This window comes from Sinorhizobium sp. NFACC03, from assembly GCF_900103435.1.
GTDB lineage: Bacteria > Pseudomonadota > Alphaproteobacteria > Rhizobiales > Rhizobiaceae > Ensifer.
Map to the genome: position 1 here is coordinate 1 of NZ_FMXF01000002.1, position 17,025 is coordinate 17,025.

30 protein-coding genes are annotated in these 17,025 nt (G+C 59.4%); 28 read left to right on the forward strand and 2 right to left on the reverse strand.

The genetic code is table 11. The features are described from left to right. The 28 genes from BLU35_RS05305 to rplQ all read left to right on the forward strand — a co-directional run. On the forward strand, positions 1–93 hold a 93-nt coding region (locus BLU35_RS05305), incomplete at its 5' end, for an EF-Tu C-terminal domain-related protein (protein WP_018010126.1). A gap of 320 nt (positions 94–413) precedes the next feature. Beyond that, positions 414–722: a 30S ribosomal protein S10 gene (gene rpsJ, locus BLU35_RS05310; RefSeq protein ID WP_003507767.1), complete on the forward strand. Its 309-nt coding sequence runs from the start codon at positions 414–416 to the stop codon at positions 720–722. Positions 723–860: 138 nt separating this feature from the next. Next, positions 861–1,547, forward strand: a complete 687-nt coding sequence (rplC, locus tag BLU35_RS05315) for a 50S ribosomal protein L3 (RefSeq protein ID WP_057255569.1) — start codon at positions 861–863, stop codon at positions 1,545–1,547. 12 nt (positions 1,548–1,559) lie between these two features. After that, positions 1,560–2,180: a 50S ribosomal protein L4 gene (rplD, locus tag BLU35_RS05320; protein WP_058324771.1), complete on the forward strand. Its 621-nt coding sequence runs from the start codon at positions 1,560–1,562 to the stop codon at positions 2,178–2,180. Beyond that, a complete protein-coding gene (locus BLU35_RS05325; RefSeq protein WP_057255571.1) occupies positions 2,177–2,470 on the forward strand; it encodes a 50S ribosomal protein L23 in 294 nt (97 codons plus the stop codon). The genes rplD and BLU35_RS05325 overlap by 4 nt, the downstream gene beginning before the upstream one ends. Before the next feature lie 43 nt (positions 2,471–2,513). Continuing rightward, positions 2,514–3,350, forward strand: coding sequence for a 50S ribosomal protein L2 (gene rplB / locus BLU35_RS05330; protein ID WP_057255572.1), 837 nt, complete (start codon positions 2,514–2,516; stop codon positions 3,348–3,350). Positions 3,351–3,365: 15 nt separating this feature from the next. Next, positions 3,366–3,644: a 30S ribosomal protein S19 gene (rpsS, locus tag BLU35_RS05335; protein ID WP_018239488.1), complete on the forward strand. Its 279-nt coding sequence runs from the start codon at positions 3,366–3,368 to the stop codon at positions 3,642–3,644. A 2-nt stretch (positions 3,645–3,646) separates the two neighbouring features. Beyond that, positions 3,647–4,036 carry a 50S ribosomal protein L22 gene (gene rplV, locus BLU35_RS05340; RefSeq protein ID WP_057255573.1) on the forward strand — a complete coding sequence of 130 codons (390 nt, stop codon included), beginning with the start codon at positions 3,647–3,649 and terminating at the stop codon, positions 4,034–4,036. Then, the gene (gene rpsC / locus BLU35_RS05345) at positions 4,036–4,770 is read left to right on the forward strand and encodes a 30S ribosomal protein S3 (RefSeq protein ID WP_057255574.1); all 735 of its coding nucleotides are present in this window, start codon (positions 4,036–4,038) and stop codon (positions 4,768–4,770) included. Before rplV ends, rpsC begins: the two co-directional genes overlap by 1 nt. Positions 4,771–4,808: 38 nt before the next feature. Beyond that, entirely contained in the window at positions 4,809–5,222 is a 414-nt protein-coding gene (gene rplP, locus BLU35_RS05350) for a 50S ribosomal protein L16 (RefSeq protein WP_011975175.1), read from the forward strand. A gap of 11 nt (positions 5,223–5,233) precedes the next feature. Then, positions 5,234–5,434 carry a 50S ribosomal protein L29 gene (rpmC, locus tag BLU35_RS05355; protein ID WP_057255575.1) on the forward strand — a complete coding sequence of 67 codons (201 nt, stop codon included), beginning with the start codon at positions 5,234–5,236 and terminating at the stop codon, positions 5,432–5,434. A 12-nt stretch (positions 5,435–5,446) separates the two neighbouring features. Further along, a complete protein-coding gene (gene rpsQ / locus BLU35_RS05360) occupies positions 5,447–5,683 on the forward strand; it encodes a 30S ribosomal protein S17 (protein WP_057255576.1) in 237 nt (78 codons plus the stop codon). A 178-nt stretch (positions 5,684–5,861) separates the two neighbouring features. Further along, complete coding sequence (gene rplN / locus BLU35_RS05365) at positions 5,862–6,230, forward strand: 50S ribosomal protein L14 (protein WP_034795548.1); 369 nt, start codon at positions 5,862–5,864, stop codon at positions 6,228–6,230. A 14-nt stretch (positions 6,231–6,244) separates the two neighbouring features. Then, on the forward strand, positions 6,245–6,556 hold the full coding sequence (gene rplX / locus BLU35_RS05370) for a 50S ribosomal protein L24 (protein WP_025426674.1): 312 nt from the start codon (positions 6,245–6,247) through the stop codon (positions 6,554–6,556). Further along, a complete protein-coding gene (gene rplE / locus BLU35_RS05375; protein WP_057255577.1) occupies positions 6,549–7,106 on the forward strand; it encodes a 50S ribosomal protein L5 in 558 nt (185 codons plus the stop codon). Before rplX ends, rplE begins: the two co-directional genes overlap by 8 nt. Positions 7,107–7,140: 34 nt before the next feature. Further along, positions 7,141–7,446 carry a 30S ribosomal protein S14 gene (rpsN, locus tag BLU35_RS05380; protein WP_057255578.1) on the forward strand — a complete coding sequence of 102 codons (306 nt, stop codon included), beginning with the start codon at positions 7,141–7,143 and terminating at the stop codon, positions 7,444–7,446. Positions 7,447–7,458: 12 nt separating this feature from the next. Then, positions 7,459–7,857, forward strand: coding sequence for a 30S ribosomal protein S8 (gene rpsH, locus BLU35_RS05385; RefSeq protein ID WP_025426677.1), 399 nt, complete (start codon positions 7,459–7,461; stop codon positions 7,855–7,857). Between the two features lie 40 nt (positions 7,858–7,897). Beyond that, a complete protein-coding gene (rplF, locus tag BLU35_RS05390; RefSeq protein ID WP_057255579.1) occupies positions 7,898–8,431 on the forward strand; it encodes a 50S ribosomal protein L6 in 534 nt (177 codons plus the stop codon). A 12-nt stretch (positions 8,432–8,443) separates the two neighbouring features. Then, positions 8,444–8,806 carry a 50S ribosomal protein L18 gene (gene rplR / locus BLU35_RS05395; RefSeq protein WP_025426679.1) on the forward strand — a complete coding sequence of 121 codons (363 nt, stop codon included), beginning with the start codon at positions 8,444–8,446 and terminating at the stop codon, positions 8,804–8,806. Between the two features lie 128 nt (positions 8,807–8,934). Then, entirely contained in the window at positions 8,935–9,504 is a 570-nt protein-coding gene (gene rpsE, locus BLU35_RS05400; RefSeq protein ID WP_057255580.1) for a 30S ribosomal protein S5, read from the forward strand. A gap of 12 nt (positions 9,505–9,516) precedes the next feature. Next, positions 9,517–9,720 (forward strand): 50S ribosomal protein L30, encoded by a 204-nt coding sequence (gene rpmD, locus BLU35_RS05405; RefSeq protein WP_057255581.1) that lies wholly within the window; start codon positions 9,517–9,519, stop codon positions 9,718–9,720. Between the two features lie 12 nt (positions 9,721–9,732). Beyond that, a complete protein-coding gene (gene rplO / locus BLU35_RS05410; protein ID WP_057255582.1) occupies positions 9,733–10,203 on the forward strand; it encodes a 50S ribosomal protein L15 in 471 nt (156 codons plus the stop codon). 235 nt (positions 10,204–10,438) lie between these two features. Further along, positions 10,439–11,779 carry a preprotein translocase subunit SecY gene (gene secY, locus BLU35_RS05415; protein WP_058324770.1) on the forward strand — a complete coding sequence of 447 codons (1,341 nt, stop codon included), beginning with the start codon at positions 10,439–10,441 and terminating at the stop codon, positions 11,777–11,779. Next, positions 11,776–12,354, forward strand: a complete 579-nt coding sequence (locus BLU35_RS05420; RefSeq protein WP_057255584.1) for an adenylate kinase — start codon at positions 11,776–11,778, stop codon at positions 12,352–12,354. Before secY ends, BLU35_RS05420 begins: the two co-directional genes overlap by 4 nt. Positions 12,355–12,586: 232 nt before the next feature. Further along, the gene (gene rpsM, locus BLU35_RS05425) at positions 12,587–12,955 is read left to right on the forward strand and encodes a 30S ribosomal protein S13 (protein WP_058329561.1); all 369 of its coding nucleotides are present in this window, start codon (positions 12,587–12,589) and stop codon (positions 12,953–12,955) included. A gap of 226 nt (positions 12,956–13,181) precedes the next feature. Then, positions 13,182–13,571 (forward strand): 30S ribosomal protein S11, encoded by a 390-nt coding sequence (gene rpsK / locus BLU35_RS05430; RefSeq protein WP_003536496.1) that lies wholly within the window; start codon positions 13,182–13,184, stop codon positions 13,569–13,571. 103 nt (positions 13,572–13,674) lie between these two features. Further along, positions 13,675–14,685: a DNA-directed RNA polymerase subunit alpha gene (locus BLU35_RS05435; RefSeq protein ID WP_034795592.1), complete on the forward strand. Its 1,011-nt coding sequence runs from the start codon at positions 13,675–13,677 to the stop codon at positions 14,683–14,685. A gap of 44 nt (positions 14,686–14,729) precedes the next feature. Continuing rightward, the gene (rplQ, locus tag BLU35_RS05440) at positions 14,730–15,155 is read left to right on the forward strand and encodes a 50S ribosomal protein L17 (RefSeq protein ID WP_057255585.1); all 426 of its coding nucleotides are present in this window, start codon (positions 14,730–14,732) and stop codon (positions 15,153–15,155) included. A gap of 141 nt (positions 15,156–15,296) precedes the next feature. Here the strand turns inward: rplQ and msrQ are convergent, their stop codons facing one another. Together msrQ and msrP are read right to left on the reverse strand one after the other, a co-directional pair. After that, positions 15,297–15,950, reverse strand: coding sequence for a protein-methionine-sulfoxide reductase heme-binding subunit MsrQ (gene msrQ / locus BLU35_RS05445; protein ID WP_057255586.1), 654 nt, complete (start codon positions 15,948–15,950; stop codon positions 15,297–15,299). A gap of 2 nt (positions 15,951–15,952) precedes the next feature. Next, positions 15,953–16,894, reverse strand: a complete 942-nt coding sequence (gene msrP / locus BLU35_RS05450; RefSeq protein WP_057255587.1) for a protein-methionine-sulfoxide reductase catalytic subunit MsrP — start codon at positions 16,892–16,894, stop codon at positions 15,953–15,955. Between the last annotated feature and the right edge of the window lie 131 nt (positions 16,895–17,025).

Genomic DNA, 17,025 nt, shown 5'->3' on the forward strand with positions numbered 1-17,025 from the left:
GTTCCGATCGCGATGGAAGAAAAGCTGCGCTTCGCGATCCGCGAAGGTGGCCGTACCGTCGGCGCAGGCATCGTTGCCTCGATCGTCGAGTAATCGACGAGACTGAGGGCGGAGAAATTCGAGGCGCATGTGCTATGCGCCTCGAACATACCCGCCCCGAAAGAATTAGTTGGTCGCACGGCTTGCCGAAGACGACGAAATAGTGCAAATGGCGCCCACGCGTGATTTGCACGGTGCTTCGACGTTGTGCGCTCACAAAAAGACAGGCCGGCCACGGCCGCTCAAATAGGAAGGGGCAGGGGAAACCCTGTCCCTCCGATCTTTGAAAATTAGCGGACTGGCCGAACATTAAACGAAGTTCAATGCGTGTTTTTCCACGGAAACCGCAGACAACATGAACAAGGATAAGTCGTATGAACGGCCAGAACATCCGCATCCGCCTCAAGGCGTTTGATCACCGGATCCTCGACGCCTCGACGCGCGAAATCGTGTCGACGGCAAAGCGTACCGGTGCAAGCGTGCGCGGTCCCGTACCGCTGCCGACGCGCATTGAAAAGTTTACGGTCAACCGCTCGCCGCACGTCGACAAGAAGAGCCGTGAACAGTTCGAAATGCGCACCCATAAGCGCCTTCTCGATATCGTAGACCCGACCCCGCAGACCGTTGACGCGCTGATGAAGCTCGACCTGGCTGCCGGCGTCGACGTGGAAATCAAGCTTTAATAACAAGGAAGGTACGTGGACCCCGGTCCAACGGCTTCCGAAAACGGGCGACCTCAAGATCGGATGATCTCAAGGAACCCTTAAACCAGAGATGTGAGGGGGCTCGCCCCATCACTAACTCTCAAGAGGAATGAACCGATGCGTTCAGGTGTGATTGCACAGAAAGTGGGAATGACCCGCGTCTATAACGACGCCGGTGAGCATATCCCGGTTACAGTATTGAAGCTGGAGAACTGCCAGGTGGTAGCCCAGCGTACGGAAGAGAAGAACGGCTACGTGGCTGTCCAGCTGGGCGCCGGCCGTTCGAAGGTCAAGAACACGCCGAAGGCGATGCGCGGCCATTTTGCTGCTGCCAACGTCGAGCCGAAGGCGAAGCTCGTCGAGTTCCGCGTTTCCGCGGACAACCTGATCGACATCGGTGCAGAACTGACGGCCAACCATTTCGTTGCCGGCCAGCTCGTTGACGTCACCGGTACCACGATCGGCAAGGGCTTTGCTGGTGCGATCAAGCGCCACAACTTCGGTGGTCTGCGTGCAACGCACGGCGTTTCCGTATCGCACCGTTCGCATGGTTCTACCGGTTCCAACCAGGATCCGGGCCGCGTTTGGAAGGGCAAGCGCATGGCTGGTCACATGGGTCAGACCCGCGTCACCACCCAGAACCTCGAAGTCGTATCGACCGATGAAGACCGCGGTCTGATCCTGGTCAAGGGCGCAGTCCCCGGCTCCAAGGGTGCCTGGATCGTCGTTCGTGACGCCATCAAGTCGGGCACCCCGGAAGGCGCTCCGCGCCCGGCCGCTGTGCGCGCCGAAGCATCGAAGTAAGGGAGCCGAGTAATGGATCTCAACGTCAAAACCCTCGAGGGCAAGGACGCGGGAAAGGTTTCCCTTTCTGACGCCATTTTCGGCCTCGAACCCCGTGAAGACATCATTGCCCGCGTCGTTCGCTGGCAGCTCGCCAAGAAGCAGCAGGGCACGCACAAGGCCAAGGGCCGCGCAGAAGTTTCGCGCACCGGCGCCAAGATGTACAAGCAGAAGGGTACGGGCCGCGCCCGCCACCACTCCGCTCGCGCTCCGCAGTTCCGCGGCGGTGGCAAGGCCCATGGCCCGGTCGTCCGCAGCCACGAGCATGATCTGCCGAAGAAGGTTCGCGCCCTCGGCCTGCGTCATGCACTGTCGGCCAAGCTGAAGGCTGCAGAGATCATCGTCATCGACGATCTCGTTGCCAAGGAAGCCAAGACCAAGGCTCTCGCCGGCGTATTCGCATCGCTCGGCCTCACCAACGCTCTCATCATCGGCGGCGCCGAGATCGAGAACAATTTCAAGCTCGCAGCCCAGAACATCCCGAACGTGGACGTTCTGCCGGTTCAGGGCATCAACGTTTACGACATTCTGCGCCGTGGCAAGCTCGTGCTTTCCAAGGCTGCCGTGGAAGCTCTGGAGGAGCGGTTCAAATGACGGATCTTCGCCACTACGACGTGATCGTGTCTCCCTCGATCACTGAAAAGTCGACGCTGGTTTCCGAACAGAACCAGGTCGTCTTCAACGTCGCCAAGGATGCTTCGAAGCCTGAAATCAAGGCTGCTGTCGAAGCTCTGTTCGGCGTCAAGGTTACGGCCGTGAACACGCTCGTCCGCAAAGGCAAGACGAAGCGTTTCCGCGGCTTTGCCGGAAAGCAGAAGGACGTGAAGAAGGCGATCATTACACTCGCCGACGGTCAGTCCATCGACGTCTCCACCGGTCTCTAACGGATAGGCCCATTAGGGTAAAAACCCAAAAGGGAACAAGAAAATGGCATTGAAAAGTTTCAATCCGACGACCCCGAGCCAGCGCCAGCTGGTCATCGTTGACCGGGCTGGCCTCTACAAGGGCAAGCCGGTCAAGGCGCTGACCGAGGGCCTGTCCTCCAAGGGCGGTCGCAACAACCTCGGTCGCATCACCGTTCGCTTCCAGGGCGGCGGTCACAAGCGTACCTACCGCCTGGTCGACTTCAAGCGTCGCAAGTTCGACGTTGAAGGCACGGTCGAGCGTCTGGAATACGACCCGAACCGCACCGCCTTCATCGCGCTCGTCAACTATGCCGACGGCGAAAAGGCCTACATCCTCGCTCCGCAGCGTCTCGCTGCCGGCGACAAGGTCATCGCTTCGGAGAAGGCCGTTGACGTCAAGCCCGGCAACACGATGCCGCTGCAGTACATCCCGGTCGGCTCCATCATCCACAACGTGGAAATGAAGCCGGGCAAGGGCGGCCAGATGGCCCGCTCGGCCGGTACCTACGCGCAGCTCGTCGGTCGTGACCAGGGCATGGCGATCCTTCGTCTGAACTCGGGCGAACAGCGTCTCGTGCACGGTTCCTGCCTCGCATCGATCGGCGCCGTATCGAACCCCGATCACGGCAACATCAATGACGGTAAGGCTGGTCGTTCGCGTTGGCGCGGCAAGCGTCCGCACGTTCGCGGCGTCGTCATGAACCCGGTTGACCACCCGCACGGCGGTGGTGAAGGCCGTACCTCGGGTGGTCGTCACCCGGTTACCCCGTGGGGCAAGCCCACGAAGGGCAAGCGTACGCGCTCGAACAAGTCGACCGACAAGTTCATCATGCGCTCGCGGCACCAGAAGAAGAAGTAAGAGAGGAAGTCTCGAATGACTCGTTCAGTATGGAAAGGTCCGTTCGTTGACGGTTATCTTCTCAAGAAGGCTGAGAAGGTCCGCGAAGGCGGTCGTAACGAAGTGATCAAGATTTGGAGCCGCCGCTCCACGATCCTTCCGCAGTTTGTCGGCCTCACCTTCGGCGTCTACAACGGCAGCAAGCACGTTCCGGTCAGCGTCAATGAAGACATGGTCGGTCACAAGTTTGGCGAATTCTCTCCGACCCGGACCTACTACGGTCATGGCGCGGACAAGAAGGCAAAGAGGAAGTAACAATGGGCAAGGCAAAAGCCGAACGCCGGCTGAAGGATAATGAGGCGCAGGCAATTGCGCGCACGATCCGCGTCAGCCCCCAGAAGCTCAACCTGGTTGCCGCGATGATCCGCGGCAAGAAGGTCGACCGCGCTCTGGCCGAACTGGAGTTCTCCCGCAAGCGCATTGCAGAAACGGTCAAGAAGACCCTTGAATCTGCCATCGCAAACGCAGAGAACAACCACGATCTCGACGTCGATTCGCTCGTCGTTGCAGAAGCTTACGTTGGCAAGTCGATCGTCATGAAGCGCTTCCACGCCCGTGGTCGCGGCCGTGCATCGCGCGTCGAAAAGCCGTTCTCGCACTTGACGATCGTCGTTCGCGAAGTGGAAGCCAAAGGGGAGGCCGCATAATGGGTCAGAAGATTAATCCGATCGGTTTCCGTCTCGGTATCAACCGGACCTGGGATAGCCGTTGGTTTGCAGACAACGCCGAATACGGCCAGCTGCTTCATGAAGACCTGAAGATCCGCGCTTACCTGATGGAAGAGCTGAAGGCTGCCGGCATCGCCAAGGTGGTCATCGAGCGTCCGCACAAGAAGTGCCGCGTCACGATCCACTCGGCTCGCCCGGGTCTCATCATCGGCAAGAAGGGCGCCGACATCGAAAAGCTCCGCAAGAAGCTTTCCGAGATGACCAACTCCGAAACGCACCTCAACATCGTTGAAGTGCGCAAGCCGGAAGTTGACGCAACGCTCGTTGCCCAGTCGATCGCCCAGCAACTCGAGCGCCGCGTGGCTTTCCGCCGTGCGATGAAGCGCGCTGTTCAGTCGGCCATGCGTCTTGGCGCCGAAGGCATCAAGATCACCTGCGCCGGTCGTCTCGGTGGCGCCGAAATCGCTCGTACCGAATGGTACCGCGAAGGTCGCGTTCCGCTGCACACCCTGCGTGCGGACATCGACTACGGCACGGCCGAAGCGGAAACCGCTTTCGGTATCTGCGGCATCAAGGTCTGGATCTTCAAGGGCGAAATCCTTGAGCACGATCCGATGGCTTCCGAGCGCCGTGCGATCGAAAGTGACAACCAGGGCCCTGGCAGCCGTGATCGCGACCGTGGCGATCGTGACCGCCGTCGTGAAAACGCGTAACATTCGCGTTTGGCAGCCAATATCGGAGAAGTAAAAAAATGTTGCAGCCAAAGCGTACGAAGTATCGCAAGCAGTTCAAGGGCCGCATCAAGGGCGTAGCCAAGGGCGGTTCTGATCTTGCCTTCGGCGAATTCGGCCTGAAGGCTCAAGAGCCGAACCGCGTCAATGCGCGCGAGATCGAAGCGGCCCGCCGCGCGATCACGCGTCACATGAAGCGCGCCGGCCGCGTGTGGATCCGTGTGTTCCCCGACGTTCCCGTAACCGCCAAGCCGACGGAAGTCCGCATGGGTAAGGGTAAGGGTTCGGTCGAATACTGGGCATGCAAGGTCAAGCCCGGCCGTATGATGTTTGAGATCGATGGTGTCAGCGAAGAACTTGCCCGTGAGGCACTTCGTCTTGGCGCTGCCAAGCTCTCTGTCAAGACGCGCTTCGTGCAGCGTATCGCAGAGTAAGGAGTGAACTCATGAAAGCCGTAGAAGTTCGCGCTCTGAGCGCCGATCAACTCAACGAAGAGCTTGCCAAGCTGAAGAAGGAGCAGTTCAACCTGCGCTTCCAGAAGGCAACCGGCCAGCTCGAGAAGTCTTCGCGTATCAACGAAGTCCGCAAGGACATCGCACGCGTCAAAACCATTGCCCGCCAGAAGGCGGCAGAAGCCAAGGCCTAAGGACCAGAAAATATGCCGAAACGCATTCTGCAGGGCACTGTTGTCAGCGACAAGAACGACAAGACCGTCGTCGTCCGGGTCGAGCGCCGTTTTGCGCACCCGATCCTCCAGAAGACTGTCCGTCGCTCGAAGAAGTACAAGGCGCACGACGAAAACAACCAGTTCAAGGTTGGTGACGTCGTTTCCATTGAGGAATGTGCGCCGATCTCGAAGGATAAGCGCTGGACGGTTGTAGCCGTCCACGCTTGATTTCTGCAGGTTTTGACCTGAAGACCCTTGCGTCTTGGGCAAATACCTGTATGAAGCACGCAATTGAAGCAGGGGAACGCTCGAGTCCGGGCGTTCTTTTGCTTTGAGATGAGCACTATAAGCCAGGCGAGGGGGTTTCGACCCAACCGGCCGGGTAACAACAAGAAGGCGACCTGACATGATTCAGATGCAAACAAACCTCGACGTGGCGGATAATTCCGGCGCACGTCGTGTCATGTGCATCAAGGTGCTGGGCGGCTCCAAGCGCAAGTATGCGTCGGTCGGCGACATCATTGTCGTTTCGATCAAGGAAGCCATTCCGCGCGGCCGCGTAAAGAAGGGTGATGTCATGAAGGCTGTTGTCGTTCGCACTGCGAAGGACATCCGCCGTCCGGATGGCTCTGTCATCCGCTTTGACACCAACGCAGCCGTTCTTATCGATAACAAGAAAGAGCCGATCGGCACCCGTATCTTCGGACCGGTTCCGCGCGAACTTCGCGCCAAGAACCACATGAAGATCATCTCGCTGGCTCCAGAAGTACTCTAAAGGAGCGTAGAGAGATGCAAAAGATTCGCAAAGGCGACAAGGTTGTCGTTCTCACCGGTAAGGACAAGGGCCGTACCGGCGAAGTCGTCCAGGTTATGCCGAAGGAAGACCGGGCTGTTGTGCGTGGCGTCAACATGGTGAAGCGTCACCAGCGCCAGACCCAGAGCCAGGAAGCCGGCATCATCAACAAGGAAGCCTCGATCCATCTTTCGAACATCGCGATTGCCGATCCGAAGGACGGCAAGCCGACTCGCGTCGGTTTCAAGATCGACGGTGACAAGAAGGTCCGCGTGGCCAAGCGTTCGGGAGTAGTGATCGATGGCTAAGTCCGCTTACGAGCCGCGGCTCAAGAAGGAATACGTAGAGCGCATCCGCAAGGCGATGCAGGAGAAGTTCTCCTACGCCAACGAAATGCAGATCCCGCGCCTCGACAAGATCGTCATCAACATGGGTGTTGGCGAATCGACGGGCGACTCAAAGAAGCCGACCGTTGCTGCTGCCGACCTCGCTGCGATTGCTGGTCAGAAGCCGGTAATCACCCGCGCTCGCAACTCCATCGCAGGCTTCAAGCTTCGCGAAGGCATGCCGATTGGTGCCAAGGTTACCCTGCGCGGCGTTCGGATGTATGAGTTCCTGGATCGTCTCGTGAACATCGCTCTTCCGCGCGTTCGCGACTTCCGTGGCCTCAATCCGAAGTCCTTCGATGGCCGTGGCAACTTCGCCATGGGCGTCAAGGAGCACATTGTGTTCCCTGAGATCAACTACGACAAGGTTGATCAGATGTGGGGCATGGACATCATCGTTTGCACGACGGCTACTAACGACGACGAAGCACGCGCTCTGCTCACAGAGTTCAACTTCCCGTTCCGTCAGTAATCCGTAACGACAAGCGTAAAGAAGGATAACTGTTATGGCGAAAACGAGCGCAGTTGAAAAGAACAAGCGCCGCCGCAAACTGGTTGCCGGGCAAGCTTCAAAGCGTGCCGCGCTGAAGGCAATCATCATGAACCAGTCTCTGCCGATCGAAGAGCGGTTCAAGGCAACCATCAAGCTGGCAGGTCTGCCGCGCGATGGATCCAAGACCCGCATTCGCAACCGCTGCGAAGTCACCGGCCGTCCGCGCGCCTACTATCGTAAACTTCGTATGTCGCGTATTGCGCTTCGCGAACTGGGCAATCTCGGCAAGGTGCCGGGCATCGTCAAGTCGAGCTGGTAAGGAGACGGGCACATGGCAATGACTGATCCGCTGGGCGATATGCTCACCCGTATCCGTAACGGCGCGGCTCGCCGCAAGTCGAGCGTTTCCACGCCGGCTTCGAAGCTCCGCGCACGCGTTCTGGATGTCCTTCAGGCTGAAGGCTACATCCGTGGATACTCTGAAGTCGTGTTTGGCAACGGCAAGGCCGAGCTGAACATCGAACTGAAGTACTACGAAGGCGCTTCCGTAATCCGTGAGATCGGACGCGTTTCCAAGCCGGGCCGCCGAGTTTATGTCTCGGTTAAGTCCATTCCGCAGGTCGCGAACGGCCTCGGCATCACCATCCTTTCGACCCCGAAGGGTGTGATGGCCGATCACCAGGCACGCGAACAGAATGTTGGTGGCGAGATTCTTTGCTCCGTCTTCTAAGGCGTAGCAAGTTCTCCATAGCGAACAGACAGGTATAAAAATGTCTCGTATCGGTAAGAAGCCCGTTCAGGTTCCGGCAGGCGTCACGGCAAGCGTTGATGGCCAGAAGGTAACGGCGAAGGGCCCGAAGGGCGAACTGTTCTTTGTTGCAAACGACGAAGTTTCGGTAAAGCTCGAAGATAATGCGGTTGTCGTACAGCCGCTCAGCCAGAGCAAGGATGCTCGTTCGAAGTGGGGCATGTCCCGCACGATGATCGAGAACATCTTGAAGGGCGTCAAGGACGGTTACGAGCGCAAGCTCGAAATCAACGGCGTTGGTTATCGTGCGTCGCTGCAGGGCAAGAACCTGCAACTGGCGCTCGGTTTCAGCCACGACGTCGTCTACCAGACGCCGGAAGGCATCACGATTGCTGTTCCGAAGCCGACCGAAATCATCGTGTCCGGCATCAACAAGCAGCAGGTCGGCCAGGTTGCCGCGGAAATCCGCGAATACCGTGGCCCCGAGCCCTACAAGGGCAAGGGCGTCAAGTATGCCGAAGAGCGGATTGTCCGCAAAGAAGGCAAGAAGAAGTAAGGATCACGCGAAATGGCTAGCAGGAAAGATACTCTTGTGCGTCGCGCCAACCGCGTGCGCCGTCAAATCAAGGCGGTCGCCAATGGCCGTCCGCGCCTGTCGGTTCATCGCTCGTCGAAGAACATCTACGTACAGGTTATCGATGACGTTGCCGGCAAGACGCTTGCGTCTGCCTCCACGCTCGATACCGATCTGCGTTCGTCTTTGAAGACGGGCGCTGACGCGGCAGCTGCTGCTGCCGTCGGCAAGCTCATCGCTGAGCGCGCCGTAAAGGCTGGCGTCAAGGACGTTGTCTTTGATCGTGGCGCCTTCATCTATCACGGCCGCATCAAGGCTTTGGCCGAAGCTGCACGTGAAGGTGGTCTGAACTTCTGATCGATCACAGGGCGGGCCTCGAGTCCGCCCTGGACGATCAGTGGTTTCCGGTCGCTTCCAGTCGGAAAGACGGAGGCGACTTTTGTCAATCTGCCGATTGCACCCGGAAAAGAAAAAGGAAAAGGACAATGGCACAAGAAAGAAAGGGTTCTCGCGAAGATCGCCAGAACCGCGAAGAGCGCGACAGCGAATTTGTCGACAAGCTCGTAGCAATCAACCGCGTCGCCAAGGTGGTGAAGGGCGGTCGTCGTTTCGGTTTCGCCGCTCTCGTCGTCGTTGGCGACCAGAAGGGCCGCGTCGGCTTCGGCCATGGCAAGGCACGCGAAGTGCCGGAAGCCATCCGCAAGGCGACGGAAGCTGCCAAGCGCGACCTGATTTTCGTCCCGCTGCGTGGTGGTCGTACCCTGCATCACGACGTTCATGGCCGTCACGGCGCCGGCAAGGTGCTGCTGCGTTCGGCCAAGGCCGGTACCGGTATCATCGCCGGTGGCCCGATGCGCGCCGTCTTCGAAACGCTCGGCGTTCATGACGTCGTCGCCAAGTCGACCGGTTCGTCGAACCCCTACAACATGGTTCGCGCAACCTTCGACGCCCTCAAGAACCAGATGCACCCGAAGGACATCGCAGCTCAGCGCGGCATCAAGTACGCCACGCTCCAGGCTCGTCGTGTTTCCTCCGGCGCTGCTTCCGAAGAATAAGGGAGCTGACAGATGGCTAAGAAAGAAGTTGCCAAGAAGACGGTTACCGTCGAGCAGATTGGTAGCCCCATTCGCCGTCCGGCCGTGCAGCGTCAGACGCTCATCGGCCTGGGCCTCAACAAGATGCACCGGGTTCGCACGCTCGAAGACACTCCGTCTGTTCGCGGCATGATCCGGACCGTCCAGCACCTCGTTCGCGTCGTCGACGAGAAGTGAGGGGATAAGCTCATGAAACTGAATGAAATCAAGGACAACGAAGGCTCTACCCACAGCCGTAAGCGTCTCGGCCGTGGTATCGGTTCGGGCTCCGGCAAGACGGCCGGCCGCGGTGTCAAGGGTCAGAAGGCTCGTTCGGGCGTTGCCATCAACGGCTTCGAAGGCGGCCAGATGCCGATCTACCGTCGTCTGCCGAAGCGCGGCTTCAACAACATCTTCGCTTCGGAGTTTGTTGTCGTGTCGCTCGGCCGTATCCAGACGGCAATCGACGCCAAGAAGCTCGACGCTTCGAAGACCGTCGATGCGGCTGCCCTCAAGGCTGCCGGCGTCATCCGTCGCGAAAAGGACGGCGTCCGCGTTCTCGCTGACGGTGAACTGAAGGCGAAGGTTTCGATCGAAGTCGCTGGCGCTTCCAAGTCGGCGATCGAAAAGATCGAAAAGGCCGGCGGTTCGGTCAAGCTGCTCGCAGCCGCTGCTGAATAATATTATTGATGAACCGCCCGGGGTGCTTCACTCCGGGCGGTTTTGCTCCCATATGTGAGCCTCACGTCCGCAGCCGGCGAATCGCTTGCCGCAAGCGGACATAGCGGAAACCACGGTGAGGCATCCGATTGCAGACACAATCGCCTCGCGTCCGGTTTTCAATACGAAAAGTTACTCCTTCCGGAACGGACCGGGTGTTCCCGCTGATTCCGAGATTTGGTACGCGGAGAATTGCATGGCTTCTGCAGCGGAACAGCTCGCCTCGAACCTGAATTTCTCGACTTTCGCCAAGGCGGAAGATCTGAAGAAACGGCTTTGGTTCACGCTTGGTGCGCTTCTGGTTTACCGTCTTGGCACCTATATTCCGCTGCCCGGTCTTAACCCGGAAGCGTTTGCCCAGGCATTCCGCGGCCAGAGCGGCGGCATTCTCGGCCTCTTCAACATGTTTTCGGGCGGTGCAGTTGAGCGCATGGCGATCTTCGCGCTCGGCATCATGCCCTATATCTCTGCCTCGATCATTGTTCAGCTGATGACCTCGGTCGTTCCGGCTCTGGAACAGCTGAAGAAGGAAGGTGAGCAGGGACGCAAGATCATCAACCAGTACACCCGCTACGGCACGGTGCTTCTCGGCACGGCGCAGGCTTACGCCATCGCCGTCGGCCTCGAGAGCGGCAATGGCCTTGTGAACGATCCGGGCTGGTTCTTCCGCATTTCGACTGTCATTTCCCTGCTCGGCGGCACCATGTTCCTGATGTGGCTCGGTGAGCAGATCACCTCGCGCGGTATCGGCAACGGTATTTCGCTGATCATCTTCGCTGGTATTGTCGCGCACCTGCCGACGGCTCTCGCCGGTACGCTCGAACTCGGCCGCACCGGCGCGCTTTCGACGCCGCTGATCCTTGCGATCATCATCATGGTCGTTGCCGTCATCGCCCTTATCGTCTTTGTCGAACGGGCGCAGCGCCGACTTCTGATCCAGTATCCGAAGCGCCAGGTCGGCAACCGCATGTTCCAGGGCGACACCTCGCACCTACCGTTGAAGCTCAACACGTCGGGCGTCATCCCGGCAATCTTCGCATCCTCACTGCTGCTCTTGCCGGCAACGCTCGCGGGCTTTGCCAACACGGCGGCGCTGCCGGGTTGGGCCACCACCATCGTTGGCGCACTTGCTCACGGTAAGCCGCTCTACATGGTCCTCTACGGTGCGATGATTGCCTTCTTCGCCTTCTTCTACACGGCAATCGTCTTCAATCCGAAGGACACGGCCGACAATCTCAAGAAGCACGGCGGCTTCATTCCGGGCATTCGTCCGGGTGAGCGCACCGCGGAATACATCGATTACGTCCTGACGCGCATCACCGTCATCGGTGCGGTCTACCTGATCTTCGTCTGCATTCTGCCGGAAGTTCTGATTTCGCAGACCGGCGTGCCGTTCTACCTTGGTGGTACGTCGCTTTTGATTGTTGTCAGCGTGACCCTTGATACGGTAGCACAGATCCAGGGCCACCTCATCGCACAGCAATATGAGGGGCTGATCAAGAAGTCGAAGCTGCGCGGAGGAAAGAGGGGACGATGAGACTGATTTTTTTGGGACCGCCGGGCGCTGGCAAGGGGACGCAAGCCAAGCTTCTGACGGAGAGATACGGCATTCCGCAGCTTTCCACAGGCGATATGCTGCGGGCGGCCGTTGCCCAGGCGACTGAGGTCGGCAAGCGTGCCAAGGCCGTCATGGATGCCGGTCAGCTGGTATCCGATGAGATCGTCAACGAAATCGTGTCGGATCGCATCGACCAGCCGGATTGTGCAAAGGGTTTCATCCTTGATGGTTACCCGCGTACCGTTCCGCAGGCGATTGCGCTCGGCAAGATGCTCGAGGGCAAAGGTCTGAAGCTCGACGCAGTCATCGAGCTGAAGGTCGACGAGGCAGCCCTTGTAAAGCGGATGGAGAATCGCGTAGCGGAAACCATCGCTGCGGGAGGCACGGTCCGTTCGGACGACAATCCGGAGGCGTTCAAGCGCCGGCTGACCGAGTATCGTGAAAAGACCGCACCGTTGTCGGAGCATTATGCCGGTACGGGGCAGCTGAGAACGGTGGATGGCATGGCGGATGTGAACACCGTTACTGCCGAGATCGAGAAGATTCTGGCTTAGACACTGGTCTTTGCCGAAAAGGAACCGCCGGGGAGTTGACTTTTCCGGCCGATTCCGCCAAAGACAGCGCCAACTCGCGACATGAGAGCGATCGGCGCGGTCTTCAAAGAAAATGAAGTCCGAGTACGGTCGTTTTTGACGTGTCTCGAACCTCAATCAACGTGCGGCTCTTCGAGGTCGCGTAACGAAGCACCTATTGCCGGATGGCAACTGGAACGCAAGGAGAATAGACGTGGCACGTATCGCTGGCGTCAACATCCCGACGGCAAAGCGCGTAGTTATCGCGCTGACCTACATTCACGGGATCGGCCCGAAATTCGCACAGGAAATCATCGAGAAGGTCGGTATCCCGGCTGATCGTCGCGTGCATCAGCTGACGGACGCTGAAGTCCTGCAGATCCGCGAAGCGATCGACCGTGACTACCAGGTCGAAGGTGACCTGCGTCGCGAGACCTCGATGAACATCAAGCGCCTGATGGACCTCGGCTGCTACCGCGGCCTGCGTCACCGTCGTGGCCTGCCGGTTCGCGGTCAGCGCACCCACACCAACGCTCGCACCCGCAAGGGTCCGGCGAAGGCGATTGCCGGTAAGAAGAAGTAATTTCCCGAAAAGGGAGATTGGGAGGCTGGTGTCAAGCGCCGGCCTCCTTTTGCAGTTTGGAAAGGCGCTTGCCTGACCGCCGTCCGGTCCAATGACCGGGTGTGAAGTCCGCGGAGTGGATATCCCCTCGGCGGGAGAATGAAGATGCAGGGCAGGGGACGACAAATCCTTTTCCCGGTGGAGCCGCTGGAATTACGGCGGTGCAGAGATCTAAGAAAGGGATCCTATGGCCAAGGAAGCCACCCGCGTTCGCCGTCGCGAACGCAAGAACATCACGTCTGGCGTCGCGCACGTCAATTCGTCGTTCAACAACACCATGATCACCATCACCGACGCACAGGGCAACGCGATTGCCTGGTCGTCTGCCGGTGCCAAGGGTTTCAAGGGTTCGCGTAAGTCGACCCCGTTTGCCGCTCAGATCGCCGCTGAAGACTGCGCCAAGAAGGCTCAGGAACACGGCATGAAGTCGCTGGAAGTCGAAGTTTGCGGTCCGGGTTCCGGCCGTGAATCCGCTCTTCGCGCGCTGCAGGCTGCGGGCTTCATGATCACCTCGATCCGCGATGTGACCCCGATCCCGCACAACGGTTGCCGTCCGCGCAAGAAGCGCCGCGTCTGATCATTTGCGTTCAACATGCCGGTGAGGGGGTATCCGCTCTCTCCCGGTCTTCGGGGCTCGGTTGTCACGATTGGATGGTGGCAACGAACGGAAGGCAGAAAACATGATCCAGAAGAATTGGCAGGAACTGATCAAGCCGAACAAGGTGGAGTTCGTCTCCTCCGGCCGCACCAAGGCAACGCTGGTTGCGGAACCGCTTGAGCGCGGCTTCGGTCTGACCCTCGGCAACGCGCTTCGCCGCGTTCTCTTGTCGTCGCTGCGCGGTGCTGCTGTCACCGCAGTGCAGATCGACGGCGTCCTGCACGAGTTCTCCTCTATCCCGGGCGTCCGGGAAGATGTGACGGACATTGTGCTCAACATCAAGGAAATCGCCATCAAGATGGATGGCGACGACGCAAAGCGCATGGTTGTGCGCAAGCAGGGTCCGGGCGTTGTAACCGCCGGTGACATCCAGACGGTTGGCGATATCGAAATCCTCAACCCGAACCATGTGATCTGCACCCTCGACGAGGGCGCCGAGATCCGCATGGAGTTCACCGTCAACAACGGCAAGGGCTACGTGCCGGCTGATCGCAACCGTTCGGAAGATGCTCCGATCGGCCTGATCCCGGTCGACAGCCTGTACTCGCCGGTCAAGAAGGTGTCCTACAAGGTGGAAAACACCCGTGAAGGCCAGGTTCTTGACTACGACAAGCTGACGATGTCCATCGAGACGGACGGTTCCGTCACCGGTGAAGATGCGATCGCTTTTGCGGCCCGCATCCTTCAGGACCAGCTGTCGGTCTTCGTCAACTTCGACGAGCCGCAGAAGGAAGCAGAGGAAGAGGCAGTCACCGAACTCGCCTTCAACCCGGCGCTTCTCAAGAAGGTCGACGAACTGGAACTTTCGGTCCGTTCGGCCAACTGCCTGAAGAACGACAACATCGTCTACATCGGCGACCTCATTCAGAAGACCGAAGCAGAAATGCTCCGCACGCCGAATTTTGGTCGCAAGTCGCTGAACGAAATCAAGGAAGTTCTCGCTTCCATGGGTCTGCACCTCGGCATGGAAGTGCCGTCCTGGCCGCCTGAGAACATCGAAGATCTCGCCAAGCGTTACGAAGACCAATACTAACCATTAGACTGCGGGCGGATGCCTGCAAGTGAAGGAGAATAGCCATGCGCCACGGTAAAGCCGGCCGCAAGCTGAATAGAACCGCCAGCCACCGCAAGGCGATGTTTGCCAACATGGCAGCTTCGCTGATCGAACACGAGCAGATCGTTACGACCCTGCCGAAGGCCAAGGAAATCCGCCCGATCGTCGAGAAGCTCGTCACGCTCGGCAAGCGCGGTGACCTGCACGCTCGCCGCCAGGCGATCTCGCAGATCCGCGACGCCGCTGTCGTTTCGAAGCTGTTCGACACGATCGCATCGCGCTACGCCACCCGCAACGGCGGCTACCTGCGCATCATGAAGGCCGGCTTCCGTCACGGCGACAACGCCGCGCTCGCCGTCATCGAATTCGTTGACCGCGACGTCTCGGCAAAGGGTGCGAAGGATCTCGCCCGCGTTGCCGCTGAAGCTGAAGCTGCTGAAGCAGCGTAAGCCGATCGAAGGCAGTGAAATCGAAATGGCCGGGTGTTCATCACCCGGCCATTTTTCTATGGGCGGTGGTTTGCGCCATTTCAATGCTTGGTCGAGCGCTTGAGCGACCGAGTATCCGGCTGCTCCGAGCGAATGGGCAAATTACACCTTTCCTGGGATTGCCCTGGCCGGCGCGCTCGCCGTCTGACGTTTGCGACGGAGATAGGGTTTGCGCGCCAACCGCCAGAGAAGCAACGCGGCGACCAAGCCTAGATAGAGCATCTGCTCGGGGCCAACGACCTTCACCGACATGGCAAAATGCAGGGCGCCGGCGGCAGCAATCACGTAGGCGAGCCTGTGTAACGTGTTCCAGCGGGTGCCGAGCCTGCGGATCGACCAGGTGTTGGATGTCAGCGCCAGCGGGATCAGCATGACCAGAGCGGCCATGCCGATGGTGATGAACGGACGGCGCGCGATGTCGGCGAGGATCGCCGGGACGTTCAGCACCTGATCGAGCAGCATGTAGGCCAGGAAGTGCATCAGCACGTAGTAGAATGCCAGCAGCCCGAGCGCCCGGCGGTAGCGTAGCCAGTTGATGCCGAAGAGATCGCGGACCGGGGTGATTGCCAACGTGGCCACGAGAAAGCGCAGCGCCCAGATCCCGAGCAGATGCTCGAATTCCTTGACCGGATTGCCGGGCAGTTGCCCGGTAGCGCCGAGATAGAAGGCAAACGCCGCCGGCATCAGGCCAAAGCCATAGAGCGCCCAGACCGAGGCCGAATGAAAGCGTTTCGGGAGTGTGGGCAGGCCGGCCATCGTCAGTAGTTCGCTCTCAGATCCATGCTGGCATAGAGGCTGGCAACCTCGTCGGCATAGCCGTTGAAGGGCAGAGTGTCGCGACGGTTGGAGCCGAAGAAGCCTCCGCCCCCGATGCGGTTCTCCGTCGCCTGGCTCCAGCGCGGGTGATCGACGGCCGGGTTGACGTTGGCATAGAAGCCGTACTCGTTGGGGGCCGAGAGGTTCCAGGTGGAGGGCGGCTGCGCCTCGGTGAGCGAGATCCGCACGATCGACTTGATCCCCTTGAAGCCGTACTTCCAGGGGGTGACGAGCCGAATCGGTGCGCCATTCTGGTTGGGAAGCGTTTTGCCGTAGACGCCGACGGACAGCAGAGTGAGCGGGTGACGGGCTTCATCGAGCCTCAGTCCTTCGCGATAGGGCCAGGGCAACGGCTGAAAGAAGCCGGATTGGCCCGACATCTCCGCCGGGCGAACGACCGTTTCGAACGAGACATATTTGGCGCTGCCAAGCGGCTCCACCTTGTCGAGCAGGGTCGAAAGCTGGAAGCCGGTCCAGGGGATCACCATCGACCACGCCTCGACGCAGCGCATGCGATAGACGCGTTCCTCGATGGGGAACTTCAGCAGTTCCTCCAGCCCAAACTCCTTCGGCTTGCCGACGAGGCCATCGACCTTCACCGTCCAGGGGGTCGGCTTGAAGCTGTTCGAATTGGCGGCCGGATCGCCCTTGCCGGTCCCGAATTCATAGAAGTTGTTGTAGCCCGTGACGTCAGCTTCGGGGGTCAGGTCCTCGTCGACGACGTATTTGCCTTTTGGTGCGCTAAGCGCTGCCGCCATACCTGTGCCGCTTCCGGCAAGAAGGACGCCGCCGACCGCGGCGCCCAGGAATGCGCGGCGATTGATGAAGATGTTCTCCGGCGTGATTTCGGAGGAAACGATTCGTGGTGGACGGTAGGATGGCATGGTCTTATCCGAGAGTGGTTTATGAGCCTTGTCTTGTACGAACTCAGCAGACTTTCGATCACCGTGAAAGGGGTGCGGAACCACGTTTTCGTGCGTAGCGCGTGAAGCCGGCAACTTTGCGTATCCTGCGC

Excerpts from the sequence above, each read along its gene's own strand:
- rpsJ (WP_003507767.1), top strand. The coding sequence starts at position 414 with ATGAACGGCCAGAACATCCGCATCCGCCTCAAGGCGTTTGATCACCGG.
- rplC (WP_057255569.1), top strand. The coding sequence starts at position 861 with ATGCGTTCAGGTGTGATTGCACAGAAAGTGGGAATGACCCGCGTCTAT.
- rplD (WP_058324771.1), top strand. The coding sequence starts at position 1,560 with ATGGATCTCAACGTCAAAACCCTCGAGGGCAAGGACGCGGGAAAGGTT.
- BLU35_RS05325 (WP_057255571.1), top strand. The coding sequence starts at position 2,177 with ATGACGGATCTTCGCCACTACGACGTGATCGTGTCTCCCTCGATCACT.
- rplB (WP_057255572.1), top strand. The coding sequence starts at position 2,514 with ATGGCATTGAAAAGTTTCAATCCGACGACCCCGAGCCAGCGCCAGCTG.
- rpsS (WP_018239488.1), top strand. The coding sequence starts at position 3,366 with ATGACTCGTTCAGTATGGAAAGGTCCGTTCGTTGACGGTTATCTTCTC.
- rplV (WP_057255573.1), top strand. The coding sequence starts at position 3,647 with ATGGGCAAGGCAAAAGCCGAACGCCGGCTGAAGGATAATGAGGCGCAG.
- rpsC (WP_057255574.1), top strand. The coding sequence starts at position 4,036 with ATGGGTCAGAAGATTAATCCGATCGGTTTCCGTCTCGGTATCAACCGG.
- rplP (WP_011975175.1), top strand. The coding sequence starts at position 4,809 with ATGTTGCAGCCAAAGCGTACGAAGTATCGCAAGCAGTTCAAGGGCCGC.
- rpmC (WP_057255575.1), top strand. The coding sequence starts at position 5,234 with ATGAAAGCCGTAGAAGTTCGCGCTCTGAGCGCCGATCAACTCAACGAA.
- rpsQ (WP_057255576.1), top strand. The coding sequence starts at position 5,447 with ATGCCGAAACGCATTCTGCAGGGCACTGTTGTCAGCGACAAGAACGAC.
- rplN (WP_034795548.1), top strand. The coding sequence starts at position 5,862 with ATGATTCAGATGCAAACAAACCTCGACGTGGCGGATAATTCCGGCGCA.
- rplX (WP_025426674.1), top strand. The coding sequence starts at position 6,245 with ATGCAAAAGATTCGCAAAGGCGACAAGGTTGTCGTTCTCACCGGTAAG.
- rplE (WP_057255577.1), top strand. The coding sequence starts at position 6,549 with ATGGCTAAGTCCGCTTACGAGCCGCGGCTCAAGAAGGAATACGTAGAG.
- rpsN (WP_057255578.1), top strand. The coding sequence starts at position 7,141 with ATGGCGAAAACGAGCGCAGTTGAAAAGAACAAGCGCCGCCGCAAACTG.
- rpsH (WP_025426677.1), top strand. The coding sequence starts at position 7,459 with ATGGCAATGACTGATCCGCTGGGCGATATGCTCACCCGTATCCGTAAC.
- rplF (WP_057255579.1), top strand. The coding sequence starts at position 7,898 with ATGTCTCGTATCGGTAAGAAGCCCGTTCAGGTTCCGGCAGGCGTCACG.
- rplR (WP_025426679.1), top strand. The coding sequence starts at position 8,444 with ATGGCTAGCAGGAAAGATACTCTTGTGCGTCGCGCCAACCGCGTGCGC.
- rpsE (WP_057255580.1), top strand. The coding sequence starts at position 8,935 with ATGGCACAAGAAAGAAAGGGTTCTCGCGAAGATCGCCAGAACCGCGAA.
- rpmD (WP_057255581.1), top strand. The coding sequence starts at position 9,517 with ATGGCTAAGAAAGAAGTTGCCAAGAAGACGGTTACCGTCGAGCAGATT.
- rplO (WP_057255582.1), top strand. The coding sequence starts at position 9,733 with ATGAAACTGAATGAAATCAAGGACAACGAAGGCTCTACCCACAGCCGT.
- secY (WP_058324770.1), top strand. The coding sequence starts at position 10,439 with ATGGCTTCTGCAGCGGAACAGCTCGCCTCGAACCTGAATTTCTCGACT.
- BLU35_RS05420 (WP_057255584.1), top strand. The coding sequence starts at position 11,776 with ATGAGACTGATTTTTTTGGGACCGCCGGGCGCTGGCAAGGGGACGCAA.
- rpsK (WP_003536496.1), top strand. The coding sequence starts at position 13,182 with ATGGCCAAGGAAGCCACCCGCGTTCGCCGTCGCGAACGCAAGAACATC.
- BLU35_RS05435 (WP_034795592.1), top strand. The coding sequence starts at position 13,675 with ATGATCCAGAAGAATTGGCAGGAACTGATCAAGCCGAACAAGGTGGAG.
- rplQ (WP_057255585.1), top strand. The coding sequence starts at position 14,730 with ATGCGCCACGGTAAAGCCGGCCGCAAGCTGAATAGAACCGCCAGCCAC.
- msrQ (WP_057255586.1), bottom strand. The coding sequence starts at position 15,950 with ATGGCCGGCCTGCCCACACTCCCGAAACGCTTTCATTCGGCCTCGGTC.
- msrP (WP_057255587.1), bottom strand. The coding sequence starts at position 16,894 with ATGCCATCCTACCGTCCACCACGAATCGTTTCCTCCGAAATCACGCCG.